The organism is Dyadobacter sp. CY312, assembly GCF_021390535.1.
GTDB lineage: Bacteria > Bacteroidota > Bacteroidia > Cytophagales > Spirosomataceae > Dyadobacter.
On record NZ_JAJUXG010000001.1, the window covers coordinates 154,019 to 179,228 of the forward strand.

A 25,210-nucleotide genomic window follows, 5' to 3' on the forward strand; every position below is an offset into this window, starting at 1 on the left:
ATAAATTAATTGGAAGGAATGTCTGATTGGGACACTGGCAATACCACAATGAAACGGGAACCTTCGTTTTCCCTGCTCTGTGCTGAAATGAGCCCATTGTGTTTGTCTATAATTTTCTTGGCAATAGCGAGTCCTATTCCAGTTCCTTCGTAATTTTTGAGGTTATTCAATCTCTGGAAAATGACGAAAATCCGGTCAAGAAAGCTCTCGTCAAATCCGATTCCATTGTCTTCAATCACAATTCTGCAAAACTCCCCGCTGTCGGCTATCCGGCCATTAATATCTTTCGAATCGATTAGCTCGGCATACACTTTAATGACAGGACGTAAATCGGCTTTGGAGAACTTCAGAGCATTACTTATCAAATTTTGAAAAACCTGCCTGATCTGGCTTGGAATGGTTTCGATAGGTGGAATGGGGTCTATTGTGATCACTACGTCTTTTTCCAGGATTGTCTCATTGAAATCAGACAGGATGTCGGCGATAAGCTCGTTCACATCCGTAAATTGAAATTTGGACTGGACTGAAAGCCTCGAATAATCGAGCAGATCGCTGATCAGGGAAGACATTCGGGCAGAAGCACCGATGGAGCGGTCGAGATAGGATATTGCCTCATGGTTGTCTTTAAGAAACTTATCTTTAACCAAATGACTGAAAGTCTGAATTTTTCTTAAAGGCTCCTTTAGGTCATGAGAAACTACCCAGGCGAATTGCTGAAGCTCGTGGTTAGAGGTCTCTAATTCCTCATTTTTTCCCATCAGTTCCCTTGTTCGCAGGTTTACCTGCTGCTCCAATTGTTCGTTGGCTATCTTTTGCTGATCTATATCCGTAAAAGTCGCAACCCATCTGATCGTTGCACCCTGCTGCAACACGGGAATGGCTTTTAACAGGAAGTGCCTGTAGGTTTGCGTTCTTTTGTCCCTGAGCCTCAAATCACTTGAAAACTCATGGATTACTTCGAGTTGACCAAGAAATGTATCACAGATGTGATGGTCGTCGGGATGAACTTCCGGGAATGTGGATATATCGTCTGAGTACTGGAACCAGTGGGCGTTGGCATATTCTACTTTACCATCAATGCCAATAGTAAATGCGATCTGAGGAAGAGATTCGAGCACAAATTGAAGTTCATTGTTACGTTCTTCAAGTTCCTGTTCAGTTTGTTTGCGGATTTCTATCTCTTTTCTCAGCGAAGACTGTATCATTTTGAGCTCCTGCTGCTGATCGTAGAGCTTTTTGAATGTTCTTATTTTTAGTAGAAGAATGTCTGTATCAACCGGCTTTGTAAGATAATCTATCCCGCCTGATGTATAGCCTTTTGTGATAAATCGCTTCTCTTTATTTACTGCTGATAAAAAGATGATCGGAGTGTCTTTCGCTTTACTATATCCCAAGATGGCCTCAGCAACTTCAAACCCGTCCATACCAGGCATCTGCACATCCATGATGATTACAGAGTAGGTATTCGACAGGATTTTTCTAAGCGCTTCTTCTCCCGACTCGGCTGAATCGGTTTCAAAGCCATGCATTTCAAGGATACGTTTAAGAGGAAGTATATTTTCAGGTCTGTCGTCAACAATAAGAATCATGTCGTACTAATAAATTTCTGTTTTCACCACGTTTGAGATTCCTTTTCAATTGCAGTTCCTTTGCTTGTCAACGGATTTGGCTCGCATCGCGCATATTAATGCATGTGCCAATTCAAATCTTAATCTGTCGTAAACGCTGGTACTGGTGTGTGATGAAAGGCCAAATAATTACAATTATATCCTCATGTGTTTAATTTGTATGACATCAGCATAAAATTACTTTGAATAAATCTGGTAAGTCTCAAGGTTTCAAACGATATGACCTATACGAGAACCAATTTAACAATGGTAAAATATCATACCATCCGTAAGTAATTTTTACCTTCGGTTACAACGATAAGGTAGCAGTTTTAAACTAACCCTGCAAGATTAAATCATCAATGATCTGCTTGATTTCCACATTCCACTTTTGAATGGTGATCATCGGATGGATGTATGGCACTGCAAAGTCCTCAACAATAGAGGTTTTATTCTCTTTGTTCATCAGCTCAATAATTGCATTTACGATTGCTTCCTGAGATGTTTTGAAGCGGGTGTCCTCATTGGTGTCGCTAACGCTCTCCATGAAATTCCGCATCTCAACGAGCTGATTTTGCGAAAAATGTGTCGGTAAACTCATTGAATAAGGTTATTCTTGTTGATTTAGCCGCGGTATATGGAAATAGTTACCCAATAATACGCGGATTAAACTAAGTTCTGCAAGATTGCAAAGACTATGCGTATCCAAAAATGACTATTTTTTCGATAATTGTATAAAAAGCGTAGCATTTATTCCACAAAAGGCGAATCGTCCGGAAATTACAGATTTCGGATCTTAATGCGGATATCCTGGGGAGCTGGCTCGTCTCCACCAAAATAGGGGAGTAATTTGTATGCAATACCGGTCCCACCGGAACAGTGGCGAGGCATAGCGGTATCATGACCATTGAAGGTAAAAATATAGGAATTTCCATCCGTTTTGATCCCGAAGCTCGTTACTTTACCAATTTCGGTAGTACCCAGTTCTTTTTCCTGACGCTGACCATCTACGTAAATATATGCATATATGCGAAGGGCATTGTCGCGCCAGTTCCAGCCAAATCGTGCACTGTTCGATTGATGTGGTGAGCTGCAATCGGAGAAGCCCATGAGTTTATTTATGTCATTCTGATTTTCTGCAAACCGGTTCTTGTAAATACAACTGCTGTCGAATACAGCCTGGAAGCGCATGGAGCTGGAAGTGAACAGTCCGTTGGTATTGTTTTCAACTTCGTGCGAACCCGTTTTGATGGTATAAGTGATAAAATCGTCACTAAAACTCGGAGAATTTCCCCACCATCCACATGACATGAACGTAAGAGAAATCAGTAATGACCAAAGGTAAATTTTCATCTATTATTTTTCTGTATGCTAAACAACGTTTTTGTTGGGCCAAATAGTGCAAAGCCTTTCTGTGCAATAATGATTCTTCAAAAGAACGGGTAATCAATCCTGTTTTTTTGAAACTATTCTGTAAGACTGTACAGAGGGGGAGGCTTCGTACAGAAGTTGCCTGAATTCTTCGACCGATCCAAAGGCCAGCTGGTTGAGTGTCCTGAATTCAAAGCTGATGTCAAACGCTTCTTTTTCGAATGGCCACGGTTCCACTACCAATGTCGCATCATCTATTGCGTAAAGGTAATAGGTTTGCTCACCAGGTCCGGTACTAATCTCAATTTTTCGCTGATCGGGAGGAAGGAGCTTCTGACAAATAAGAAGTGAAAGTGCGTCGCACCATTGCAGTAAGCTATACGCAAGGGCAATTTGCTGCTCCGAAAAGCCGCCTTGGGAAATCCATTTTGTTTCCGTTCGTTTCAGATGTGTGACGTATTCCTTAACGGCCTTATTTTCAAAGTCCTCATAAAGAAACCGGATGTGGCGCGAAGTTAAAATTGCAATGTACTGGCTGCGTGTTTTGGCATTTTCGAGCAACGCTTCGCATTTGACTTTTTGAAATGGCCGCATTTTGTAGTTTACCGGTCCGCCGTTTTCGTTGAGCAAATGATCGTCATTTTCGAATTCATTGTAAACGTCATCATGTTCTGCTGTGGCGATGATTGTTTCAAACCACCGATCTATTCCTTTCACTTTTACCCATTGAAAACACAGCTGCCCTGCCAGGAGCGCATGCGTACGCTGAGCTACAATTTGCCAATGTCCATCCAGGTAATTAACTATCATGTAAAAACGTATGTGGTATTTAAAAGGAGAGCCTGGACGCAGATTAAAGCTGCATCCAGGCTCTCTTTATTACTTATTCTTGCCTAAACTTCGGTTTTCCTTTTCATTGTTGGTGATGTGGTTTCCCTTCACCATTTCCTCTTCTTTATGCCGGCTGTCAAGATTATCTTTATTTTCTACATGTTGCTGTGCGGTAGGCGTAACATGTGCCGTTTTGGATGATTGTGCCTGTTTCATAACAAGTAATCGTTGGTTATGAATCATAGACATCCAAAAGCGTGCCAATTACTTCACTGCTCTGCTTCCTTCATAAAGCTCGTATTCCAATAAGCGGCAATCGATGGTACTTGTGTAAAACTCGATCCTTCTTTTCGCTTTCAGCCCTATTTTTTTGGCAAGATCAAGATTTCCCGTGAAAACATATCCGTAATAACCACCGCATTTCTGTTTCATGAAATCACCAATCCGGCCGTAGGTTTCTTCAAGTTCAGTCACATCTCCAAGTCTGTCGCCATATTCGGGATTGACAAAAAATACACCCTTTTCGCCCTGTGGTACTTCTGTTTCCGCAAAATCGCATACGTCAAATTCGATCATATTCACCACGCCTGCAGCAACAGCGTTTTTCTTGGCATTCATGATCGCCAGATCGCTGTAATCTGTCGCTATAATTTTCACTTCTGGCACTTCAATAATCTGTTCTTCGAGCTTATCCTGCTCAGCGAAATAGACTTCCTCGTCGTAACCCTGCAAATGCATGAACGCATAGTTATCCCGGAACAATCCGGGTCGGCTGTTGCTGGCAATCAGGGCGGCTTCTATGGCGAGCGTACCTGAGCCGCACATCGGATTGATGAAAGGGGACTTCCGATCCCAGCGACTTGCCAGGATTGTGGCAGAGGCAAGGGCTTCCAGCATCGGAGCACGACCCGGAATTTTCCGGTAGCCATGGCGCGCCAATGAATCACCAGCTGTATCTATAAAAATTTCGGCAAAGTCATTTTTCCAAAATAGGTGTAAGACTGTACCGATAAGGTCTGAGCCGGTTGACGGGCGAGTGCCGCGCTTTTCACGTAAACGGTCCACAACCGCATCTTTAACCCGCACATTGGCAAACATGTTGTTGTTAATCGTAGGATTCTGAACGTTGCTCGTCACCGAAAAATATCCGGGATCCGGAATGATATTCTCCCAATCTATTTTCAGAAGATGGTTATAGACATCATCCGCATTGCTTGCTTCAAACTGTTGCAAGCTATATAAAACCTGACTCGCACAATAAAGATTGAGATTGAGTCTTATGCAATCGTTGATACTTGCTTTCACACGTACGCCGGTAACAAAAGCTTCCTGAATTTCAAATCCAAGATCCTTAACTTCCTGTTCCAGATAAGGCGCCAGGCGTTTGTTACAAGTGATCGTTACCGGTGCTATGGTGTTATATAAAGACATGAAACTGCGTTGAACAGCCACGGAGGCTGAAATTATGGATTAAACTAGCTGCAAACTTACTGGTTTGCCTTTGAAGTTTCAGGTATTATCCAAAATGTTTGTTGTTCACTTCTGATCATAGTCCACCGATGATATCTCTGTTTATCATCGCTCCGGCCATTCCACCGGCGGCAACTGCGCCAGAAACAGCACGCATCATGGTTGTGTTATCTCCTGCCGCATAAATACCGGAAACACTGGTTCGTTTCATCTCATCTGTTTTAATTAAACCATGTTCGTTCATTTCGCAACCGAGCTTTTCCGGAATATCGGTGTGTTGTGTAAACGGTAAGCGTGCGTACAATGCGCTTAAAACGGTGGTAGTGCCATCCGGGAAAGCAATCTGCCGTAATTTTCCATTTTCATGTTCAATCTCCGAAATGAGTTTTTCATTAATTGTTACACCCAAATTTTCAATTTTGTTTCTCGTTTCCTCGGAAAATGTGGCTTCACCATTGGTGAAAATGGTTAGATCTTTGGTCCAGTTGTTTATGAGTTGCGCAAAATCCAGAGCAGCTTCTCCATTGGTCAATATTCCGGTTTTTTGATTCCTGACTTCATATCCGTGGCAGTACGGGCAGTGAATCACAGTGATTCCCCAACATGCGGCTAGTCCGGGAATATCCGGCATGATATCCTTCACACCTGTTGCAAACAACACCTTTTTTGCGGTGAATGTCTTGTTAAGATCCGTATTAATTACAAAGTCATTATTTGAGCCTTCCACTGACAACACGCTACCGGTGAGCATTTCTACAGTAGGATATGCGGAAACCTGGGCTCTGGCTATTTCAGCAATTGCAGCAGGCGTAGCACCATCCTGAGTGAGGAAATTGTGCGAATGTGGTGTTTGAATGTTGCAGGGCTTCCCATTGTCGATGATGAGAACTTTTCGTAGCGCCCGACCAAGCGCCATACCTGCCGATAAACCGGCATAACTTCCTCCAACAATCACAACGTCGTAATCTGAGTTTTCCATTTTTATGATTTTAGATTAATAATATGTCTCAAATCTGAGACATTAATGGGTAAATTTTTTTAAAGTCCGATACCTTTGCTAAAAGAATACCATGCGAATTTTCTGGTTGTTTCTACATCCGTTGAAGCAGCCATTGGCGAGCTGATGGACGCTGAGACAACGCTGGTAAAAAAGGCATTGATCCAGCAAATGGTCAGTTGTTTACTGATGAATCCATTTTCCTGTAAAAAGATAAGATGACCTTTCCATAGCGACACCGTATTGTCGTACTCCGAACAGTTTTTGTCTTTGTGGTTATGCTTATGGTCTTGCCGGTTGTGTATTTTACTCAAAAAAGCACTTTTTGTACCGCAGCTTAGTCCGGCGTAAAACATATTTTCCAATCGTTTCAATGGATCATCACTGGCGTTGTAGGCTGTTATGTTGGCAATTTTGCAGGCTTTTTGCATTTCTGCTTCGCAACTTGCCATCAATTCCTTTCTGTCTTTAAAATATCTGTGCAAAGTCCTGCGGGTTGTGCCTGCTTTTTCAGCAACCTTTTCCAGCGGAGCTGAAAGGTCTTCGTTAAAAACCGTGATGGCTGCTTCTATAATCGCTTGCTGTGTATCCTGGATCATTTGGCAAATATAAGAAACATGTCTCAAATCTGAGACATAAAAGATCAATAAAAAAACGCAGAACCGAAAATCCTGCGTTTTTGAGCCATAACTAATTTAGATTATCAAATCCCATTTAGCTCGGCTTCAGTAAATGCTTTCTGGCGTCCGCTAAGTTTTTGTCTCATTTTTACAACCTCTTCGGTGCCCACATTATCGGCGTTGTTCCTCCAAGATTTTCGTATATAACTCAATAACTGTGCAATATCCTCGCTAGGCATCTCTTTGTCATAACCAATGCCGGGCATGTCGCCACTTATTTCCGGTGCTTCATAAACGTGACCATTCACTTTTACAGGTCCGGTCAGTCCGAACAAAACAATGGAAATGAGTTTCTCACGGTTGCCTGTAACCCATTCCGATTGGTTAAGAGGCGGCCCCAGCGATTTAACACCATTACCGTCTATTCCATGGCATGTTTGGCAGATGGAGGTAAACAAGGCTTCTCCCTTCGGGAATTGCTTTTTAAGGATTTCAGGATTCCGGTTTGCAGCAGCGCTTTTGGCATTAGCAATGGCCTTTTGTAATTGTTTGCTCACTGTGAAATCTGCTCCTTTTAAAGAAGCGGTCAGCTCCTTCTGAAATACTTCTTCATCGTCCTGCAAATTACTGATAACTGCATCGGCTACATACCTGTTCTGAGGATAGGTAACCGCAATCCGGGTCAGCAAACTTGTAGCCGCTTTCTGATCATATTTCTTTATCCAGGGAGCGAGATAAGCAACATATGGTGCAGCAAGTGTATCCTTTTTACTCAATAGCTGATCAAATGCAGTAGAAAATTTTTGATAATTATCTTGTGAAATAACCGAGGGAATGGCGGTAAGCGCTTCCATTCTCAAAGGCCAGGCTGGTTGATTAAGTAAGCCCAAAACTTCATCAGTTTGCAGAGCTCCAAGTCCTTCCAGTGTCCATAAGGCGTGAAGTGCAAACAGCGTGTTCTCTTTTTGCTGAACCGCTGAGCGAAGTGACGGAATTATCTGTGTCGATTTTGTATCGATTAGTTTCTGCTGTGCTTTGTCACGAACCCAGCCATTGGAATGGCTCAACAATTTAACGAGTTGCTCCGGGTTGTCTGACAGTGTGACCATTTCTGTCTTTTTGTTTTTAGGAACAATTTTATAGATTCTTCCGCTGGCAAGGGGCTGCGTCAATCCTCGCTTTCCGATCTGACCGGCCAGATAAGGAGTCAAATACGTTTTATGCTGGATGATCCCGCGATACATATCAAGCACAAACATAGAGCCATCGGGCGCATTGTACAAATTCACAGGACGAAAACGTTCGTCGGTACTGGCGAGGAATTCTTTGCCTTTGTACGCCTGTTCACCTTTTGTTACATAGCCGTTTTCATTCAGAATGTTCCTTTTGATCAGGTTGGCAGAAGGTTCAGGTGTGAAAGCATTCCATTCAAATTCTTTACCGAACAGGTCGCCGCGGTAAATCACCGGACCTGCCGCTGCGGTAAATTCATTGAGCTTCAAACTATCATTGAGAACATTTTTCATATATCCGCGATTCACGCCCGGTGTCGGTCGTATCGGATACACTTTGTTATTGGCAACGGATTTTTCGTTGTAACCGGCAACACCACGCTGATTCTTGTTCATCGCCCCAAAACCCGGTGAAAAATAATCACCAAGTAAATTCTGCGAGTTGTTGTTGTAATAAAGTCTGCCGTAGTTGTCCTGCGTAATGCCCCACTGGCCCCTGAAATGCGTGTGTTCTACCACCCATTTTCCATCAATCTTGCGGTAACGTTTGTCTGACTTAGAATTGTATATCCAGTTATCCAAAGCGCGAAGCAAACCGTTTGGCTGGTGTTCTACATTCCCGCCTACTGCATATTTGTCATCTACCAACTCCTTGTTAACAGGTTTATCATTGTTGATTTGATAAAACCACAAATTTGTTGGCTCTGCAACGAGTATACCGCCGTCGATCAGGCAAATGGCCCTTGGCAAAATAAGCGAGTCCAGAAAAACTTTTCTGGTGTCGTAAACGCCATCTTTGTTTTTATCTTCCAGAATTACAATTTTCCCATTGGGAATATCTTCGCCGGCACCGGTTGTGTCTGGCATGTAACCCATCATTTCAACCACCCACATGCGAGCCTTGTCGTCAAATAACATCGCCACAGGTGTACTGATCAGCGGCTCCGCAGCTACCAACTTAACTTCGAAACCTTCTTCCACCTTCATTTTACCTAATGAAGCTTCCGGAGAAACAAATGGTGATTTGCTGAAATCAATTACTTCTTCCTGCGCAGTTGTAGCCGAAGAAGTAGTTGTGTTTTGAGAGCTCTGTACCTGCTTATTCGTTTTGCAATAAAAGAGCAAAGACGAAATGGCCAGGATGACAAAAGGATATTGTAACTTTTTCATTGTATGAATAATCTTTCAGGCGATTCAGTATATGGTGGATTGCAGATTTTGAACGGTGTAAGTCTCAAAATGTTATTCAACCAGTGCTTCTTCAACCGGCTTCATGCTTTTGGTTAAAAAATGAATGATAATCCAGGCTAGCATATAGGCAAGGCCGCAAATGATAAACAGGATGTTATAACCTGCACCAATGTTGCCAAGTCCTTTGTAATAATCAAGCAAGGCACCTACAAGCAGCGGGAAGAAGGTAGATCCGAGTGAACCCGCCATACCACCTATACCCACAACCGAACTCACGGCGCGCTTGGGGAACATGTCTGAAACAATCGTAAAAATATTTGAACTCCAGGCCTGGTGCGCAGCAGCTGCAATACTTATAATACCAACGGCTACCCAGATATCTGTTGCGAATTTTGCCAGAATAATCGGTAACACTGCGAATGCTACGATCAATAATGTTGTTTTACGTGCACGAAGGGGAGCCCAGCCCTTTTTGATCAGATAAGATGACAACCAGCCTCCGCCAATACTTCCAAATGTGGTGGCAGTGTAGACTACGACCAGCTGTAAACTTGGTTTTTTCAGATCCAGAGAGAACGTTGTTGCGAAGTAAGCAGGCAGCCAGAACAGGAAGAACCACCAGATAGGATCTGTCAATAATTTACCAACAATGAAAACCCAGGTCTGTTTCAAACCCAAAAGCTTGGACCATTTAATTTTCGCTTCATTTCCGGAAACAGCTTCTTCATTATCGCTGTGGATGTATTCAAATTCTTCCTTTTTTACTCTTTTGCTTCGCGAAGGTATTTCATACAAAATGATCCAAAAAACAAGCCATATAAATCCCAGCGCACCGGTGATGATAAAGGCTTCCTGCCATCCGTACGCCCCAAGCAACCACGGAACCAAAATTGGAGCCGCTACGGCGCCGATACTCGTTCCGGAATTGAAAATACCGGTTGCCAGCGCGCGCTCTTTTTTAGGAAACCATTCTGCCGTTGCTTTTACTGCCGCGGGAAAATTACCTGCCTCAGCCAAACCAAGTAACGCGCGAACCGCACCAAATCCCAAAGTGCTTCTTACAAACGCATGTGCAATGGCAGCAATACTCCAGACAACGATGGAAATGGTATAACCAAGCTTTGAACCGATACGATCAATAAAATTTCCAAAAATGACATAACCGAAGGCATAACATGCTGCAAATACCATTACAATATTGGCGTAGTCTGTTTCTGTCCAGTTAAATTCTACTTCGAGAGTGGGTTTTAAATAGCCAAGGATTTGTCTGTCAACGTAATTGATCGTTGTTGCGAAGAAAAGTAAGGCGCAGACGACCCAACGATAATTACCTGTTTTAGGATCTTTCATAATGAAACTAGGTGACTTCTTTCGTTTAAGGGGATAGGTTTCAAAATCATTCTTTGGGGATAAGACTGCAATTAAGCCATTCTACCCCTTAATGTAATCACCCAAGTTTTGACAAAGAAAAATCCCGCCGTGCCTCATGTGATAGGAACGACAGGATTAATGTCACTTATAATTTACAAAACCAGACCGATCTTTAAACGATCGGGTAGGCCAGTTGCGCCTTAACCAGCTCTGCCTCATTGGTAAGATCCAGTCGTAGCGGGGTAATGGAAACAAAGCCATTTTCTACTGCCCAACGATCTGTGCCTTCTTCGGCGGGTTCCAGCGGGATATTGATAAACCAATAATGTTTTCTTCCCATCGGATCCAGTCCGGGTTCAATTCGGTTGTCGTACAGCCTCACAGACTGACGGGTCCACCGCACACCTGTTGGCTTTGTTGGGAAATTTACGTTTACCAGATTGAGATGGGGATTTTTAAAAAGAAGTGCTAATGCCTTTTCAACGAAAGGATCCAAGAGCTCGAAGTCGGGCTCAATATCACCAGCTGGTGTACTGAGTGCGATTCCTTTCATTCCAAAGAGAACCGCTTGTTTGGCAGCTGCAAGGGTTCCTGAGTGCCACATGGCATTCCCCAGATTGGGTCCCATGTTGATACCGGAAAGAACTACATCAGGTTTGTCCCACAAATGTTGTCCCAGCGCTACACAGTCTGCCGGCGTACCATTGACCTTATACGCGTCTATCCCTTCAAATACAATTGGCGATTTCTTATAAGATAATGGGCGTGAGGCTGTTATTGCATGACCCATAGATGATTGCTCAACATCGGGTGCCACTATCTTTACCTCACCGAACCTGCTGGCAATTTTAGCCAGGGCTGCTAGACCCGGGCTGTAGATTCCATCATCGTTTGTTACCAGGATTTTCATAAGCTTTTCATTTTTTCCGATACAGCAATAAAATTATGCCTGGTATGTTTTTTATAGCTCCTGAATAAATAATCATCAGACATTCCTATGAAAAAAGCCACCCTTTTACACAACCCAACCGCGGGAGAAAACGATTTCACAAAAACTGAACTGTTGGATACGATTAAGAAACAAGGTTTTGACGTCTCTTATGCTTCGGTGAAAAAAGATGATTGGGATAAGTTTTCGAACGACACGGACTTTTTGATTATTGCTGGCGGAGACGGAACTGTGAGAAGAGTAGCAAAAGTGCTGATGAAGCGGGAAAGAATTGAGAAACAATATCCAATTGCGATATTACCGCATGGAACCGCCAACAACATTGCAGGAACGTTAAAGATAGATGGCAAAGTAAAAGACATCGTAAAGTCCTGGCAAACAGCTACGCTAAAAAGATTTGATATTGGTAAAGTGGGTGGATTAAAAGACCAAACTTTCTTTCTGGAAGCATTTGGACTAGGTATTTTTCCAAGACTAATAAAAGTAATGGAAAAAATGGACGACGATATTGGTGATGATGTTGATCAAAAACTCAAAGTAGCTCAGGCTGTCCTATATGATATCGTGCTCAATTATAAGCCCCAGAAGTGTAAGATCGTTGCGGATGGCGCAGAATATTCGGGTAGGTACATAATGGTTGAGGTAATGAATACACGATCTATCGGTCCAAGGCTGGAACTGGCTCCCAACGGCGATCCGGGCGATGGAGAGTTTGATGTGGTTTTAATATCTGAGGAAGATCAGCAAAAGTTTGGTCTTTTTCTTTTAAACCAGTTGAATGAAGGGCAGGAGACTTTTAGCTTCACAACAATCAGGGCGAAGAAATTGGAGATAGAATGGGAGGGAAAAGACTTACATGTGGATGACGAAAGATTGAAGCCCGAAAGTCCGATACGGGTTTCCGTTGAAATACTACCGGGTATGCTGGAATTTATGGTGGCCGGCGACTGACTATCGAAAATCTTAGATTGATAACTTTTGGTTATAGTTTATAACAAAATGTGATTGTCCTGGTAAAGCCTGGCAGTATACTTTTGCTACATGGAAATTCAGTATTCGCTAACAATGACTTTGAATTTCTTTCTTTTCCAACATTCTAAAAAGTTATCATGATCACCACTGACATATGTATTATAGGAGCGGGGCCGGTTGGGCTTTTCGCTGTATTTGAAGCTGGATTATTAAAAATGCGTTGCCATCTGATTGATGCACTTCCTGTTGTTGGAGGTCAGCTTTCGGAAATTTACCCGCAAAAACCAATATATGATATTCCCGGAGCTCCCGGAATCATTGCCGAAGACCTGGTAAAAAACCTGTTGATTCAGATTGAGGAATTCAAGCCTGGTTTCACATTAGGCGAACGTGTTGAGGCACTCACCAAACAAGACGACGGTTCATACATCGTTGGTACAAACGAAGGCACCGAAGTTCATTGTAAGGTAGTTGTTATTGCTGCTGGCTTAGGAAGTTTTGAACCGCGTAAACCGGCTGTAGAACGCCTTGAACATTTTGAAGGAAAAGGTGTGCACTACATGGTGAAAAGACCCGAGCAGTTCCGGGACAAGAAAATCGTACTTGCCGGTGGAGGTGACTCAGCTCTGGACTGGACCATATTCCTTGCAGATGTTGCTTCAAGGGTAACACTTGTGCATCGAGGTGAGACTTTCAGAGGCGCTCCTGACTCGGCTTCTAAAGTATTTGAACTTGCTGAGGCAGGCAAAATAGATCTTATTCTCCAATCTCAGGTAAGTAGCCTGGGAGGAAATGGTGTTCTGAAAGAAATCTCCATTCTGGATAACAAAAAGCAACTAACCACAATCGAAACAGACAGTTTTATTCCACTGTTTGGGTTGAGTCCGAAACTGGGACCTATTGCCGACTGGAACCTGGGAATAGACAAAGCAGCCGTTACCGTTGTTACACTCGATTATTCTACCAACGTTGAGCGTATATATGCAATCGGTGATATAAATACCTATCCGGGAAAACTGAAATTGATCCTTTGCGGATTCCACGAAGCGGCAATTATGATGCAAAGTGCATTCAAATTCGTATATCCTGAACAGAAGCTAAGTTTTAAATACACCACCGTGAATGGTATAAACGCATTTTAGCCATGATAAATGTAACCGTTGAAAATGCTGAGGGAGAACGTCAAACATTGGAGGTTCCTACCGACATCGGGCTGAATCTGATGGAAGTTTTAAAGGCTTATGAGTATGATATCATGGCCACCTGTGGGGGAATGGGACTTTGTGCAACTTGTCACATTGAGGTTCTGCAAGGAGCAGAAAATCTAAATCCATGTAATGACAATGAACTGGACACGCTTGATACCTTGCCAGATGCTGATGAAAACAGCAGGCTTGCGTGTCAGATCCGGCCAGCTGAAAATATGAACGGACTGTCGCTCAGACTACGGGCGTTACAGGAAGCTTAAAGAGTATAGAATTTTGGAATAATAGTATTTAAACCTTCATCCCGTTTTGGGTTGAAGGTTTTTTATTATCCTCAAATCTTTTGCTTTACAATCGTAAATGCTTCATTCACCCACAGTTGGTGCATTTTCCCGGAAAAATGAAGGCCATCGCTTGCTACCATTGTTGCATCGTTCAAGGCAAGACGTGACGTTGGTGTGATATTGACAAAACTGATACTTAGCTTTTCGCATTCCTCTTTGGCAACAGCATTGAACTGATCAATTTCTCGTGCTATGTGATCGGTATCTGTACCAGAACCATAGGGTGTCACTCCCCAGTCGGGTGTGGAGAGCACAAATACCTTGCTGCTTCCGCCCTTGGCGTAACCAATACTTTTTACGAGCAGTTGGCGGAATTCCCGGCGATACTCTTCAAGACTTCTGCCTTGATATTGGTTGTTGACACCAATAAGCAGGGATACCAGATCGTATTTTTTGGTAATATTTTTTGAATCCAGCGCATTAAGCAAATTTGCAGTTGTCCAGCTGGTTACAGCGATGATTTCAGGTGACTGCACCTGTCTGCCATTGTTGCCCAACTCTTTTGCCAAAATTACCGGCCAGCGTTCGTCTACAGTTACATTTTGACCAATGGTGTATGAATCGCCCAAAGCAAGATAGGAGAGTCCTACTTCGGAAATTGGCCCAGGCTCGGGAGTGTTCTGCATCTCCTCGTTTGAGGAAGTGCAGCCAATAAATAAAAGAAGTGCAAAAGCGATTGTTATTGGTTTCATAGAATGCAGATTTTAGATTATCTGATACTCTATATACCAAATTTTACTTCCTTCAGATCAATAGAGAATTGAAAGCAGAAGCAATTTTGTCTAATTAAGCATTTCTATTCATAAACTTTTCCAGGCTGGCCTTCGCTGTAGTTTGAACCTTATTTTGGAAAAAGCTGGTCCATCCGATGAGTAATCCGGTAAATCCAAAAGCCTGCTTCGCCCAGGTATAGAAATCGAATTTATCTCTATGGCTTACGATCAGCCCATTCTTTATCACAAATTCCGCCATAACATTGTTAGTAACCATTTTCCCGGTTTTCGAAAACAAATAAACCGCCGTCCATTCGGCATTAACGATATCTTGGTGAGACTGAATTTTACCAAAAGTCAGTTTCAGGTCTTTTCCATTTTTGCATAACATTTCCCACATAGCACGCACCTGATCTGCATTCAGGTCTACAAAAGCCGCATCGGTGAAGGTCGCATCGTCGGCATAACAAGCCTGCATGGTAGCGAAGTCTTTGTTTTGAAAGGCGGAGTAAAACTGATGTATAAGCTGTTCGTTGGTTGTCATAATGTAAGTTTTTAACACTGGCTGAGGAAATGAGAAATTCTGTTTGCTGGCAAATGTAGGCAGAGGAATCGGAAAAATAATGTACTATTAAAGTGCTCGCTGAGATAAATGGATAAGGTCAAAAGTATTTTTAGAATAACTTAAAATGACTTGAATAATAGACACTTAGCCAACAATGGGAATTAACTTTAAATTAAAAAAAGAAAAGTATATCGTTAAAACCTCGTGCTAACGATGTCATTTTGGTAATTTTGGGCTTATTCAAACGAATCATTCAGAGCACAATTCACACTTTTAAAAGTTTTCTGAATCAATTGTAAAAGAGAAAAAATGACTTATTGCCTTGGAATAAAAGTAAAAGAAGGTTTGGTTGCAATTGCTGATACACGCATTACCGCAGGAACCAATACCACCACTAAAAAGAAAATGTACATTACCCAAAAGGACGGGTACTCGCTGTTTATCATGACAAGCGGATTGCGGTCGGTTAGAGACAAAGCGGTACATTATTTTGAAGAATTGCTTAGCGAAGGAGTTGTCTACAACAAACTTTATAAGGCCGTAAACGCCTTTGGTGAACAAATAAAGAAGGTTGCCGAAGAAGACCGGCAGTCATTGGAGAGAGCAGGATTGAAGTTCAACCTGAATACCATCGTAGGTGGTCAGCTGAAAGATGACCCCGAACACAAGTTGTTCCTGTTGTATTCCGAAGGAAACTGGGTGGAACTCGATGAAGGTTCGCCATATGTTATTATTGGTAATTCAGGACAAGGAAAGGCAATTCTAAACCGTGTTCTCAATGAAGATTCCACAATGAAGCAGGCGCTGAAAGCGGGTTTCTTATCTTTCGACTCAACACGCGTCAGTAACAACGATGTAGAGTTTCCGATTGATGTGGTGCTGTATAAAAAGGACAGTTTTCAGATTATCGAACATAGATACGAAAAAAAGGACTTGGAAAAAGTCTCTGAAATGTGGGCTGATAAGCTGAAAGAGGCTCTTGATAGCATTCCGGAGGAATGGATGGATCAGTCATTTGATAAAATGCAATGATCAGTAAACTGAAATAGTGTCAAAAAGCCCGGCTTGTAATTATACTACGAACCGGGCTTTTTTAACAATTAAATGCTGCATATTAATTCACTCCGTATTTATCGAGCAGGTATAGCATCGCAGCCATAGAAGCCGCGCCAAGTTCCAATTCCCGACGGCTCACTTTATCGAATGTATCATTGGCTGCGTGGTGATAATCGAAATAACGCTGGGAATCAGGAATTAAACCTAACAAAACAGTTCCCTGCTGACCAAGCGGACCAATATCGGCGCCACCGCCGCCTACACCTATCTCGTGCAAACCGTAAGGTTTAAAGAGCTTTTGCCAGCCGATGATTTTGGCTTTTTGTGCAGCTGTGCCTACTATTCCAAAACCAAGTGGTGTAAATCCTCCTCTGTCAGATTCAATTGCGGCTACGTGCTTCTCACTTTTTGACTTTGCAGAATCTGCATAAGCAATACCGCCTTTTAGCCCGTTTTCCTCGTTCATATACATCACGGCACGTAAAGTATTGTTGGGCTTATATCCCAAAACTTTGAGCAATCGGACCGCTTCAATGGACTGGACACAGCCCGCTCCGTCGTCATGAGCCCCCTGCGCAATGTCCCATGAGTCAAGGTGACCGCCTACGACCATGAATTCAGCCGGATTTTTGGATCCTTTTAATTCTCCAATCACATTATGGGAAGGAGCATCGGGAAAGGTTTCACAATTTTGTTTGAAAAAAAACTGAGTTTCCGGATTGGATTTCAAAGTTTTGCTGAGCAATTCAGCCGCATTGGTTGAGATCGCCGCTGCGGGAATCATGGGAGCACCGCTTGCATAACGCATACTTCCTGTATGTGGTACATCATCCAGCCGGGTTGTTACCGATCTCACAATACAGCCAATTGCACCCAATTTTGCGGCTTCGCTGGCTCCGGCTCCACGCTGATCCACTGCACCGCCATAAGCGTCAAATGTGTTCAGTTTGGTAGTATCCATTGGTCTGTTGAAAAACACAATTCTGCCTTTCACTTTTTCAGTACCAAGATCGCGTAATTCCTGAAAAGTCTTTACTTCTATAACCCCGGCTGTAATTCCCGTTTTAGGAGTAGCAATTGAGCCACCCAAGGCAACCAGCGGCACACTTACTTTTTGCTTTCCATTCACGATAGCAGCCTGTTCTTTCGCTCCACGGACCCAATGTGGTACCATCACATTTTGAAGAAACACATGATCGAATTTTTCATCTTTCATCACATCTCTCGTGTACTCTACCGCCTTGGCTGCTCCTGCGGAACCACTTAATCTTGGACCAACATTCAATGTCAGATGGCGAAGCATTTCATAGCTTTTACCATCTGTGAGTGCTGTATTAAATATTTTACGGATGAAGATGGAATCTTCCTTGTAGTCTGATTGTGCTGTTGCAAACAGCGGAGCTAATAACAGGACTACTAAAATTGTTTTTTTCATTGGTATAGAAACGGGTTTTAAATCGGAGTAAGATGTTCCAATTTAAGAAGGTTTCACATCTTTTCCCTGCCTTTTGGCAATGGATAATAGCAACGCCGGCAACAAAATAAGATTGGTACACATTGCTACCAACAAAGTGATAGAAACCATAACACCCATTGCTGCTGTACCACCAAAACTGGATGCTGCAAAGATGATAAACCCGCAAAAAAGGATCACAGCGGTGTATATCATACTCAATCCGGTTCCAAATATGGAGTTGGTTACCGCCTGGGAAGGACTCAATCCTTTTTCGTACAATTCCTGGCGGTATCGCGTGAGAAAATACACAGTACCATCAGAAGCAATGCCAAAAGTGATGCTGAATATAAGTATCGTAGTGGGCTTAAAGTAGATGCCGAAGTAACCCATTATACCGGCAGTAAGTGCCAAAGGAATGAGGCAGGGTAGTTTTGATAAAAGAATAATGGGAATAGAGCGGAAAAGTACCATTCCCACGATGGCGATCAATACGATGGCAATCAGCAGACTTTCATATAAATTGCTAAGCAGGTAATCGTTGCTTTTCAGGAAAACAAGGCTATGCCCCGTAAGGCTTACCTTATATTGCTTTGGGCTGAAGATGGAATCAACCTTCGGGCGAATCTCATTCATAAGCTCTTTTATCCTTTCTGAGCCCACATCGGCCATCTGGAAGCTTACTCTTGTCACACTTTTATCGTCATTAAGAAACGAATTTACCTGTTTGGCAGCGCCCTGTTTGCCTTCAACGTAACCTGTTAGTTTGGCCAATTCCAGCGCCCCGGGTAAAACAAAGTATTTTGCATCGCCGCCACGGTAAGCCTGGTATAAAAATCGGGAAGCCTGCACAACCGATACCGGTTTTGAAAATTCAGGATAACTTTCCATCATGTTTTGCAGCGACTTAATTTTGTACAAAACCTGCGCCTGCTCGCCAAATACCCCGTTTTTCTGTCTTGTATCAATCATTACTTCAAACGGAAGTACACCATTAAAGTTCTTTTCGAAGAAACGAAGGTCTGTGTATACCACATCCTTTTTAGGCAGGTCATCAACCACGTAACCAATGGTTTCAATTTTTGTCATTCCGTAGGCAGAGACAATAATCATCACAACCATGGCGATGTAAATCTCTTTTCTGCGGTAATGAACAAGTTTGTTTACTGCAGACAAAAATCCGGATGCCCATTTTCCATCAAGGTGTTTCATATGCCTTGCCTTGGGCACGTTCATATAATGAAGCGTAATAGGTAGCAGAAGCAAACAAAGCACATAAGTTACCATCACGCTTATGGCCGCCACGACCCCAAATTCTACAAGCAAGCTGCTGTTGGTAAAATAAAACACGCCAAAACCAATGGCGGTTGTGGTATTTGCAAGAAATGTGGAAAGTCCGATCTGATGGATCATTTCGCTAATCGCATCATCCTTACTTTTATTGTCACGTAGCTCGGACTGATATTTGTTGATCAGGAAAACGCAGTTTGGTACACCTATTACAATGAGAAGGGGCGGGATCAAACCGGTAAGTGCTGTAATTTTATATCCGAACAGATGCAGCGTGCCGACAGAAAAAACCACACCGATTAGCACCACTATAATCGATAACAGCGTAAGGCGGAAAGAACGGAAAAATGCCCAGAGAATAAAAAGCGTTACAAAAACGGCAAGACCCATGAACAGCTGCATTTCGCCAGAAATCTTCTTCATATTCACGGTTCGGATATATGGCATCCCGGAATAGTGAAGATCAGTGGAGTATTTGGTAGCGAACTCTTCTGCAATCGCTTCAATATCACTTACAATGGTCAGTCTGCGCTTTGAATTTAACTCTTTGTCGTTGAAGGTAATAACAATAAGCGTAGCATTGGATTTGGAATTCAGCACCAATCCTTCATAAATGGGAAGGTTAAGGATCTCCTTTTTTAAGCTGTCAACTTCTGTTTGTGTGGTAGGAATTTGCCTGATAACAGGCTCAAAATCAAACTGGCGAAGACTGTCATTACGGATGGCACGTTGTACATTGGCAAGCGACAACACACTCTTTATTCCGTCCGTTTCGCGTATACGCTGGCTAAGTTTACACCAGTCGCTAAACTTGTTCACCTCGAATAGCTGTGGATCCTGCCAGCCGATCACCATGACACTTCCATCTTCACCAAACAACTTTCTGAAATCCTGATACTCCTTTTCTACGGGATCATTCGACGGCAATATGCGGGCAAACTGATAAGATAATTCAATTTTACTGGCTTCATAGGCCATGAAGATGGTAGATACCAGTACTAATACAACCCACATAATCCTGTATCGAATGATGTAGGTCGCTATTTTATTCCACATATATTTTTTGGTTGTTTGGCAAAGGTGGCAAAGATATAAACTGCCGAAATATATTGAGCTATCCGGGATTCAATTATACGCATTGCCAGAAAGGGATTTCCTTAATTATTAATGTTAAGAACCGAAACAGTGGTCATTATAAGCTGTAACGGTTACAAATCAAGCACTTTTTCCAAATGATGCTTTTCAATTCCGAAATAGCTCTTGGCATGTTTGATCTTTTGCAGAATTACATTTTTGTCAGCCTTGCTTCCCTTTGTTCCCACAATCATTACATTTTTAGGGGTGTGAGCATCTGAGATAAATTCAAATACTTTGGTTTTGTATCCGAAATATTCGAGTACTAACGCTCTGATTCCGTCTGTTACCATTTCCGCTTGCCTTTCCAGGAAGATGCCATGGCGCGTGAGAAAATCCACGTCATTACTTGCTTTGTTTTTTTCGATCTCCCTTCTTATCTGTTTGTGGCAGCAAGGTGCAACAACAATCAGGTCGGCGTTTGCCTTAATTCCCTTTGAAATTGCGTCGTCCGTAGCCGTGTCGCAGGCGTGAAGTGCGATAAGAATATTGACTGCTTCTGTTTGGTAATCTTCAATCGTTCCTTCTACAAAGTCCAGCCCCTGAAAACCTGATTGATCCGAAATTTTGTTGCACAGCTCTACAAGGTCTTCCCGGAACTCCACACCAGTTATTTGTGAAGGGCGGTTAACCACATTGCTTAAATAATCATAGAGCGCAAAAGTGAGATACCCCTTTCCGGAGCCCATATCTACCACTTTAAGCTTGTCGGTTTCAGGAATTTCCCTTATCAACGGACTCAGAATATCTACGTAATGATTGATCTGTTTATACTTGTCCTGGGCATTTTTAAATACATTTCCATCCTCATCCGTAATTTTCAGCGCTGTGAGGTATCCCTTGTCCTTGGGTGATATCTGGCGATTTTTTTCCTTATCATGTCCGGAAGGCGGTAAAGTTTTCGACTTGGCCTCCTTCTTTTTCAAAGTGGCTTTGCCTTTATGGTTAATGTCAAGATTCCAATCATACTCTGTCGTGAAAAGTCCTGCCACCAGAAACCCTTCGTCCAGTTTTTTCGTGATAATCTTTTCAGTCTCTTCTATTGGAAAGTTCTTAACAATGTCACGGGTTTTGAACCGGTATGTTAAACTCAGCTTTTCTTCTCTTTTAACAAGAATTTTTTTGCCGTAAATGTTTTTGAGATGCTCCTCCGTACCCTTATAATTACCCAATGAAAGGCTTATGAAAGTATTGTTACTGATGCTGTCTTTGAGTGCGGATACGAATTCCTGAATGGGTAATTGGTTCATTATAATGTCGTGATGTCTTTTTATTTAACCATAACGAGCTGTTATAGCTCGTTAACGAAATCGAGAGGTATTGCTGGTAAATAATCTGTATTCTTATCTGCCTAGCTTCTTTGCGTATTGGGTATTTCAATGTCAATAAGTGTTCCCTGTTCTGGCTGGTTGCTGATCTTTATTTTTCCGGAGAGGCTTTGCACCCGGTTTTTCACATTGTTAAGACCAATTCCCTGTTTAGAAGTCGCATCAATACCCTGGCCATTATCGGATACGAGGAGCTGGATTGTTTTTGCAGTTTCGGCCAGACTGATGGACGCGGAAGTTGCATTGGAGTGTTTAATAATGTTGTTGGCCAGTTCCAGTACAATGCTGTACAATTCAAACTCCGTTTTGTTCCCGTATCGTTTATCCTGCGTATTGTGATCGAAGGTAAACTGAATATTTTTGTTTTCACTCAGTTTACTTGTCAGTCTACCCAAAGCCATAATCAAACCATGCTCTTCCAGTTCCGCCGGCATGAGGTTATGTGAAAGACTACGTACTTCTTTGTAGGCCGCACCTACCATTTCATGCACCCGATTGTATATTTTTTGCTCTTCTTCCGGAAGCGATTTTTTGTCAATACCAAAAAGATACCAGTTCAAGGAAGCGAGTGTTCCACCCAGGTGATCATGCAGCTCAGCTGCAACCCGTTTACGTTCAATGGTTTGACCCTGGATCATTGCCTCCTGTATCTCAGCGTTTTTCCTGCGAAGCTTTTTATTATTATTCCACAAAAAGGCTGCAAATGCTATGATGAGACAGCTGAAACCAATCAAAACGCGCTGAACCTGATTTTGATCGTCAATAATCTGCTTCTGTATGGCAGAATCCATCTGCTCATTTTCGTACATAAGCTGGTACATCGTATACTGTCGCCTGATGTAGTCGTCATGAATTTGCCGGCGGTAGTAATAGGCGTTTTCACTGTGATAAATGGACTGTTCCAGCATACTCTTTGCTTTGTAAGAACGTCCAAGTGTTTGGTGGGCCCAGTTGGTTTGCTGGGTTGTGTTGTACTTTTTTGAATAAACCAGTGCGCGGTTACAAGCTTCAATCGCTTTATCATATTTGCCGTCCCAATAATAAGAATTACCCAGGTCATTAAGCAAACTAAGCTCTCCGTAAAAGTTTTGAGTAGTCTGGTACAATTTCAAAGCCTGAAGGTATTGCTTCTCTGCGTCCTTATGATTTTCCCCGCGGACATACAGGTAACCCCGGTTTTGCAGCACAGACGCTTTTCCATTCGGCATCTTCAGCTTTTCATAAATCGAAAAAGCCTGATCATAACATTCGAACGCTTCTTTCAGCTGATTCTGCTCGCGGTGCATAGTGCCCATATTTTCCAGGCAGACAGCTTTTGAGCTGTCGTCGTCCATGGCAATGAATACCTTCAGAGCATATTCGTAATTAACCTTAGCTGAATCCCATTGGCGATATTCAGAATAGCTTTCCGCCACAAATCGCTTTGCATGAGCAACATAAAGGGGTAGATGTTCCTTCTGTGCCAAAAGTAAAGTTTCATTGGAAAGCTCACGTAGCAAATCGTAGCTTCCATCCATCAGATAAAAAGTACTCAGCAAGTTGTATGCCAGAATTTTACCTTTATTCCACTGATGTTTCTGAGCCAGTTTAAGCACTTCTTTTGCGTTGACCATCGTCTTTTCAGCATCCTTGTACAGGTAAGACCTGGCGAGAGCAAGGCACTCATAGATACGAACGGTATCCTGTTCAAAATCAGCCTGGCGATTTTCAGTAAGATTAAACTCTGAGTCTCTGACAGCGGTGAGCTTTGAGTCAAACGAGGTACATTGAAGACCTGTGAGCAGGAGCGAGAAAACGACCAGAATCCCTAACTTGTATAAAGTAGTCATATTATCGTATACCAGGTGGGATGGCAATATTCTCGGGTAATGTTAGTTCATTTGAAAAGGACGTTGAGTTCATTTTTCAAATATAAAAACGAATGGCGGAATTGTTGGTATAGGCAATAAATTAAATAGAATTCGGAATTATCCTATTTGCTGACATATAGACTTCCCTTTATGCTAAAACGATAGGGTAAATCTATGCCTACATTGATACCAATTCGGGGAGAAACTGTGATTTCTTTTTTCTCCTCTATACCTTCCGTTATATACAAGTTTCCTTCTATAAACGACTTATTGTTGTGGTAAGTGCGTTCTATGCCCATGGCTTGCACAAGTTTTCCCGGACCGCGGCAAAGGTCTCTTACAGAAAAAGGCTTTTGCAGATCATAATTCACTTTTCTACTTAACATACGCCTTTGCTGCATAAGCGCTATGCCGCGTAATGGTTGTAATGCTCTTATCAGTACGGCTTCGCCAATGCCTTCCTGGTTACTTACAACGTTAATGCACTGGTACATGCCATAAATCAGATAAACATAGATGGTACCCGGAGTTCGGTACATGGGTTCCGTTCTGGCTGTTCGTCTGTTAAAAGCATGGCAGGCGGGATCGTCGCATAAATAGGCCTCCGTTTCAACAATAATCCCGCTGGTGGAGCCATCGGGACTATCATGAACGAGCTCGCAACCCAGCAGCGCTCTGGCGAGTGAAATGGTATCGAGCGATTGATAAAATGAAAGTGGAAGCCTGTTGTCTCCCATTTTCTTAGATAATATTCATGGTTTGTTCCTTTATCTTTTCCAGTTCGTCCTTCATTTGAACGACCAGATGCTGGATGGTGGCGTCATTAGCCTTAGAACCAATTGTATTGATTTCCCTACCAATTTCCTGCGCGATAAAGTTCAGCTTTTTACCGTTGCTTTCCGGAGATTCCAGTGTTTCTCTGAAGTAGGTAAGGTGATTGGCTAGTCTTATTTTCTCTTCCGAAATATCAAATTTCTCTATGTAGTAGATCAATTCCTGCTCAAAGCGGTTCGGATCAAAATTGTCGTCAGAAAGCAGGTCGCGAACCTGTTTTTCCAAACGTTCACGTACAGCGGGAATCCTTAGTTTATCCTGTTCAGTAACGCTGCCTAGCAAGTTATCAATTGTGGTAATGTAGTCGTTAAACTTGTCAGCGGTCATTTTGCCTTCCTGCTCTCTGAATACATTACATTTCCGGATCGCTTCCAGCACTGCCACTTTTATCTGCGACCAGTCATTTTCACGGCTTGATTCGTCAACCGATTCCGTATTGTAGGAATTTGGCAGTTGAAGTGCGATTCTGTACAACTCTGTGTGATCTGGTATGAAGCCAATTGAAGTTGCGGTTTCAGACAAGTCGTTAAAGTAAGCTTTAACGAGCGCTTTGTTTACAGTGGTTGAAGCAATTGCTTTCCCGACCGGATGTACTGTTAAAGTAAATTCTACTTTACCACGTTCAAGTGACTGCGTCAGTAAGTTTCTGATTTCAATTTCCCGCTCAGAGTACTGACGTGGGATGCGGCAGTATATATCAAGGAATTTTGAATTGAGTGTCTTTATTTCAACCGTAACATTTATAGATTCGGATTCGATGTTGGATACACCGTACCCGGTCATAGATTTTAACATGTCGCAAACAAGGAGTTAAAGGATAAGAAGTA

The 25,210-nt window shown here is 42.5% G+C and carries 23 protein-coding genes; 4 read left to right on the forward strand and 19 right to left on the reverse strand.

Going from position 1 to position 25,210, the window contains the following annotated elements:
• Nucleotides 1–5: 5 nt before the first annotated feature.
• The 11 genes from LZG71_RS00660 to surE all read right to left on the reverse strand — a co-directional run bounded on the left by LZG71_RS00660 (nt 6) and on the right by surE (nt 11,600).
• Nucleotides 6–1,589, reverse strand: a complete 1,584-nt coding sequence (locus tag LZG71_RS00660; protein WP_233816103.1) for a response regulator — start codon at nt 1,587–1,589, stop codon at nt 6–8.
• A gap of 355 nt (nt 1,590–1,944) precedes the next feature.
• Nucleotides 1,945–2,208, reverse strand: coding sequence for a hypothetical protein (locus LZG71_RS00665; protein WP_233816104.1), 264 nt, complete (start codon nt 2,206–2,208; stop codon nt 1,945–1,947).
• A 179-nt stretch (nt 2,209–2,387) separates the two neighbouring features.
• On the reverse strand, nt 2,388–2,960 hold the full coding sequence (locus LZG71_RS00670) for a hypothetical protein (RefSeq protein ID WP_233816105.1): 573 nt from the start codon (nt 2,958–2,960) through the stop codon (nt 2,388–2,390).
• A gap of 93 nt (nt 2,961–3,053) precedes the next feature.
• Nucleotides 3,054–3,788, reverse strand: a complete 735-nt coding sequence (locus LZG71_RS00675) for a DUF3891 family protein (RefSeq protein ID WP_233816106.1) — start codon at nt 3,786–3,788, stop codon at nt 3,054–3,056.
• Nucleotides 3,789–3,857: 69 nt separating this feature from the next.
• Nucleotides 3,858–4,025, reverse strand: coding sequence for a hypothetical protein (locus LZG71_RS00680; protein WP_233816107.1), 168 nt, complete (start codon nt 4,023–4,025; stop codon nt 3,858–3,860).
• A 48-nt stretch (nt 4,026–4,073) separates the two neighbouring features.
• A complete protein-coding gene (locus tag LZG71_RS00685; protein WP_233816108.1) occupies nt 4,074–5,240 on the reverse strand; it encodes a class I SAM-dependent RNA methyltransferase in 1,167 nt (388 codons plus the stop codon).
• A 115-nt stretch (nt 5,241–5,355) separates the two neighbouring features.
• Nucleotides 5,356–6,258, reverse strand: coding sequence for an NAD(P)/FAD-dependent oxidoreductase (locus LZG71_RS00690; protein WP_233816109.1), 903 nt, complete (start codon nt 6,256–6,258; stop codon nt 5,356–5,358).
• A gap of 59 nt (nt 6,259–6,317) precedes the next feature.
• Complete coding sequence (locus tag LZG71_RS00695) at nt 6,318–6,875, reverse strand: TetR/AcrR family transcriptional regulator (protein WP_233816110.1); 558 nt, start codon at nt 6,873–6,875, stop codon at nt 6,318–6,320.
• Nucleotides 6,876–6,979: 104 nt separating this feature from the next.
• Nucleotides 6,980–9,298 (reverse strand): c-type cytochrome, encoded by a 2,319-nt coding sequence (locus LZG71_RS00700; RefSeq protein ID WP_233816111.1) that lies wholly within the window; start codon nt 9,296–9,298, stop codon nt 6,980–6,982.
• Between the two features lie 72 nt (nt 9,299–9,370).
• Nucleotides 9,371–10,669, reverse strand: coding sequence for an MFS transporter (locus tag LZG71_RS00705; protein WP_233816112.1), 1,299 nt, complete (start codon nt 10,667–10,669; stop codon nt 9,371–9,373).
• 193 nt (nt 10,670–10,862) lie between these two features.
• Nucleotides 10,863–11,600, reverse strand: coding sequence for a 5'/3'-nucleotidase SurE (gene surE / locus LZG71_RS00710; RefSeq protein WP_233816114.1), 738 nt, complete (start codon nt 11,598–11,600; stop codon nt 10,863–10,865).
• A gap of 87 nt (nt 11,601–11,687) precedes the next feature.
• On the opposite strand from surE, the gene LZG71_RS00715 reads away from it, so the two are divergent.
• From LZG71_RS00715 to LZG71_RS00725, 3 genes are all read left to right on the forward strand, one after another.
• Complete coding sequence (locus LZG71_RS00715; protein WP_233816115.1) at nt 11,688–12,590, forward strand: diacylglycerol kinase family protein; 903 nt, start codon at nt 11,688–11,690, stop codon at nt 12,588–12,590.
• A gap of 158 nt (nt 12,591–12,748) precedes the next feature.
• Nucleotides 12,749–13,753, forward strand: coding sequence for an NAD(P)/FAD-dependent oxidoreductase (locus LZG71_RS00720; RefSeq protein ID WP_233816116.1), 1,005 nt, complete (start codon nt 12,749–12,751; stop codon nt 13,751–13,753).
• A 2-nt stretch (nt 13,754–13,755) separates the two neighbouring features.
• Nucleotides 13,756–14,079 (forward strand): 2Fe-2S iron-sulfur cluster-binding protein, encoded by a 324-nt coding sequence (locus tag LZG71_RS00725; RefSeq protein WP_233816117.1) that lies wholly within the window; start codon nt 13,756–13,758, stop codon nt 14,077–14,079.
• Nucleotides 14,080–14,150: 71 nt separating this feature from the next.
• Here the strand turns inward: LZG71_RS00725 and LZG71_RS00730 are convergent, their stop codons facing one another.
• Together LZG71_RS00730 and LZG71_RS00735 are read right to left on the reverse strand one after the other, a co-directional pair.
• Entirely contained in the window at nt 14,151–14,852 is a 702-nt protein-coding gene (locus LZG71_RS00730; RefSeq protein ID WP_233816118.1) for an SGNH/GDSL hydrolase family protein, read from the reverse strand.
• 94 nt (nt 14,853–14,946) lie between these two features.
• Nucleotides 14,947–15,417 (reverse strand): nuclear transport factor 2 family protein, encoded by a 471-nt coding sequence (locus LZG71_RS00735; protein ID WP_233816119.1) that lies wholly within the window; start codon nt 15,415–15,417, stop codon nt 14,947–14,949.
• A gap of 330 nt (nt 15,418–15,747) precedes the next feature.
• On the opposite strand from LZG71_RS00735, the gene LZG71_RS00740 reads away from it, so the two are divergent.
• Nucleotides 15,748–16,470 carry a peptidase gene (locus tag LZG71_RS00740; RefSeq protein WP_233816120.1) on the forward strand — a complete coding sequence of 241 codons (723 nt, stop codon included), beginning with the start codon at nt 15,748–15,750 and terminating at the stop codon, nt 16,468–16,470.
• A gap of 82 nt (nt 16,471–16,552) precedes the next feature.
• Here LZG71_RS00740 and LZG71_RS00745 read toward each other — a convergent pair whose 3' ends face one another.
• From LZG71_RS00745 to LZG71_RS00770, 6 genes are all read right to left on the reverse strand, one after another.
• A complete protein-coding gene (locus LZG71_RS00745; RefSeq protein WP_233816121.1) occupies nt 16,553–17,929 on the reverse strand; it encodes a M28 family peptidase in 1,377 nt (458 codons plus the stop codon).
• A gap of 42 nt (nt 17,930–17,971) precedes the next feature.
• Nucleotides 17,972–20,293: an RND family transporter gene (locus tag LZG71_RS00750; protein ID WP_233816122.1), complete on the reverse strand. Its 2,322-nt coding sequence runs from the start codon at nt 20,291–20,293 to the stop codon at nt 17,972–17,974.
• Nucleotides 20,294–20,445: 152 nt separating this feature from the next.
• Nucleotides 20,446–21,621 (reverse strand): SAM-dependent methyltransferase, encoded by a 1,176-nt coding sequence (locus LZG71_RS00755; RefSeq protein WP_233816124.1) that lies wholly within the window; start codon nt 21,619–21,621, stop codon nt 20,446–20,448.
• A gap of 101 nt (nt 21,622–21,722) precedes the next feature.
• The gene (locus LZG71_RS00760) at nt 21,723–23,528 is read right to left on the reverse strand and encodes a tetratricopeptide repeat protein (protein WP_233816126.1); all 1,806 of its coding nucleotides are present in this window, start codon (nt 23,526–23,528) and stop codon (nt 21,723–21,725) included.
• Nucleotides 23,529–23,671: 143 nt separating this feature from the next.
• Nucleotides 23,672–24,286 (reverse strand): DNA-3-methyladenine glycosylase, encoded by a 615-nt coding sequence (locus LZG71_RS00765; RefSeq protein ID WP_233816127.1) that lies wholly within the window; start codon nt 24,284–24,286, stop codon nt 23,672–23,674.
• Between the two features lie 4 nt (nt 24,287–24,290).
• Nucleotides 24,291–25,178 carry a YicC/YloC family endoribonuclease gene (locus LZG71_RS00770; protein WP_233816128.1) on the reverse strand — a complete coding sequence of 296 codons (888 nt, stop codon included), beginning with the start codon at nt 25,176–25,178 and terminating at the stop codon, nt 24,291–24,293.
• Nucleotides 25,179–25,210: the final 32 nt, after the last annotated feature.

Coding starts and splice junctions, on each gene's coding strand:
- LZG71_RS00665 (WP_233816104.1), bottom strand. CDS start 2,208: ATGAGTTTACCGACACATTTTTCGCAAAATCAGCTCGTTGAGATGCGG.
- LZG71_RS00760 (WP_233816126.1), bottom strand. CDS start 23,528: ATGACTACTTTATACAAGTTAGGGATTCTGGTCGTTTTCTCGCTCCTG.
- LZG71_RS00695 (WP_233816110.1), bottom strand. CDS start 6,875: ATGATCCAGGATACACAGCAAGCGATTATAGAAGCAGCCATCACGGTT.
- LZG71_RS00705 (WP_233816112.1), bottom strand. CDS start 10,669: ATGAAAGATCCTAAAACAGGTAATTATCGTTGGGTCGTCTGCGCCTTA.
- LZG71_RS00735 (WP_233816119.1), bottom strand. CDS start 15,417: ATGACAACCAACGAACAGCTTATACATCAGTTTTACTCCGCCTTTCAA.
- LZG71_RS00765 (WP_233816127.1), bottom strand. CDS start 24,286: ATGGGAGACAACAGGCTTCCACTTTCATTTTATCAATCGCTCGATACC.
- LZG71_RS00770 (WP_233816128.1), bottom strand. CDS start 25,178: ATGTTAAAATCTATGACCGGGTACGGTGTATCCAACATCGAATCCGAA.
- LZG71_RS00755 (WP_233816124.1), bottom strand. CDS start 21,621: ATGAACCAATTACCCATTCAGGAATTCGTATCCGCACTCAAAGACAGC.
- LZG71_RS00715 (WP_233816115.1), top strand. CDS start 11,688: ATGAAAAAAGCCACCCTTTTACACAACCCAACCGCGGGAGAAAACGAT.
- LZG71_RS00730 (WP_233816118.1), bottom strand. CDS start 14,852: ATGAAACCAATAACAATCGCTTTTGCACTTCTTTTATTTATTGGCTGC.
- LZG71_RS00670 (WP_233816105.1), bottom strand. CDS start 2,960: ATGAAAATTTACCTTTGGTCATTACTGATTTCTCTTACGTTCATGTCA.
- LZG71_RS00680 (WP_233816107.1), bottom strand. CDS start 4,025: ATGAAACAGGCACAATCATCCAAAACGGCACATGTTACGCCTACCGCA.
- surE (WP_233816114.1), bottom strand. CDS start 11,600: ATGAAAATCCTGGTAACAAACGATGATGGAATCTACAGCCCGGGTCTA.
- LZG71_RS00700 (WP_233816111.1), bottom strand. CDS start 9,298: ATGAAAAAGTTACAATATCCTTTTGTCATCCTGGCCATTTCGTCTTTG.
- LZG71_RS00720 (WP_233816116.1), top strand. CDS start 12,749: ATGATCACCACTGACATATGTATTATAGGAGCGGGGCCGGTTGGGCTT.
- LZG71_RS00660 (WP_233816103.1), bottom strand. CDS start 1,589: ATGATTCTTATTGTTGACGACAGACCTGAAAATATACTTCCTCTTAAA.
- LZG71_RS00750 (WP_233816122.1), bottom strand. CDS start 20,293: ATGTGGAATAAAATAGCGACCTACATCATTCGATACAGGATTATGTGG.
- LZG71_RS00685 (WP_233816108.1), bottom strand. CDS start 5,240: ATGTCTTTATATAACACCATAGCACCGGTAACGATCACTTGTAACAAA.
- LZG71_RS00690 (WP_233816109.1), bottom strand. CDS start 6,258: ATGGAAAACTCAGATTACGACGTTGTGATTGTTGGAGGAAGTTATGCC.
- LZG71_RS00740 (WP_233816120.1), top strand. CDS start 15,748: ATGACTTATTGCCTTGGAATAAAAGTAAAAGAAGGTTTGGTTGCAATT.
- LZG71_RS00725 (WP_233816117.1), top strand. CDS start 13,756: ATGATAAATGTAACCGTTGAAAATGCTGAGGGAGAACGTCAAACATTG.
- LZG71_RS00675 (WP_233816106.1), bottom strand. CDS start 3,788: ATGATAGTTAATTACCTGGATGGACATTGGCAAATTGTAGCTCAGCGT.
- LZG71_RS00745 (WP_233816121.1), bottom strand. CDS start 17,929: ATGAAAAAAACAATTTTAGTAGTCCTGTTATTAGCTCCGCTGTTTGCA.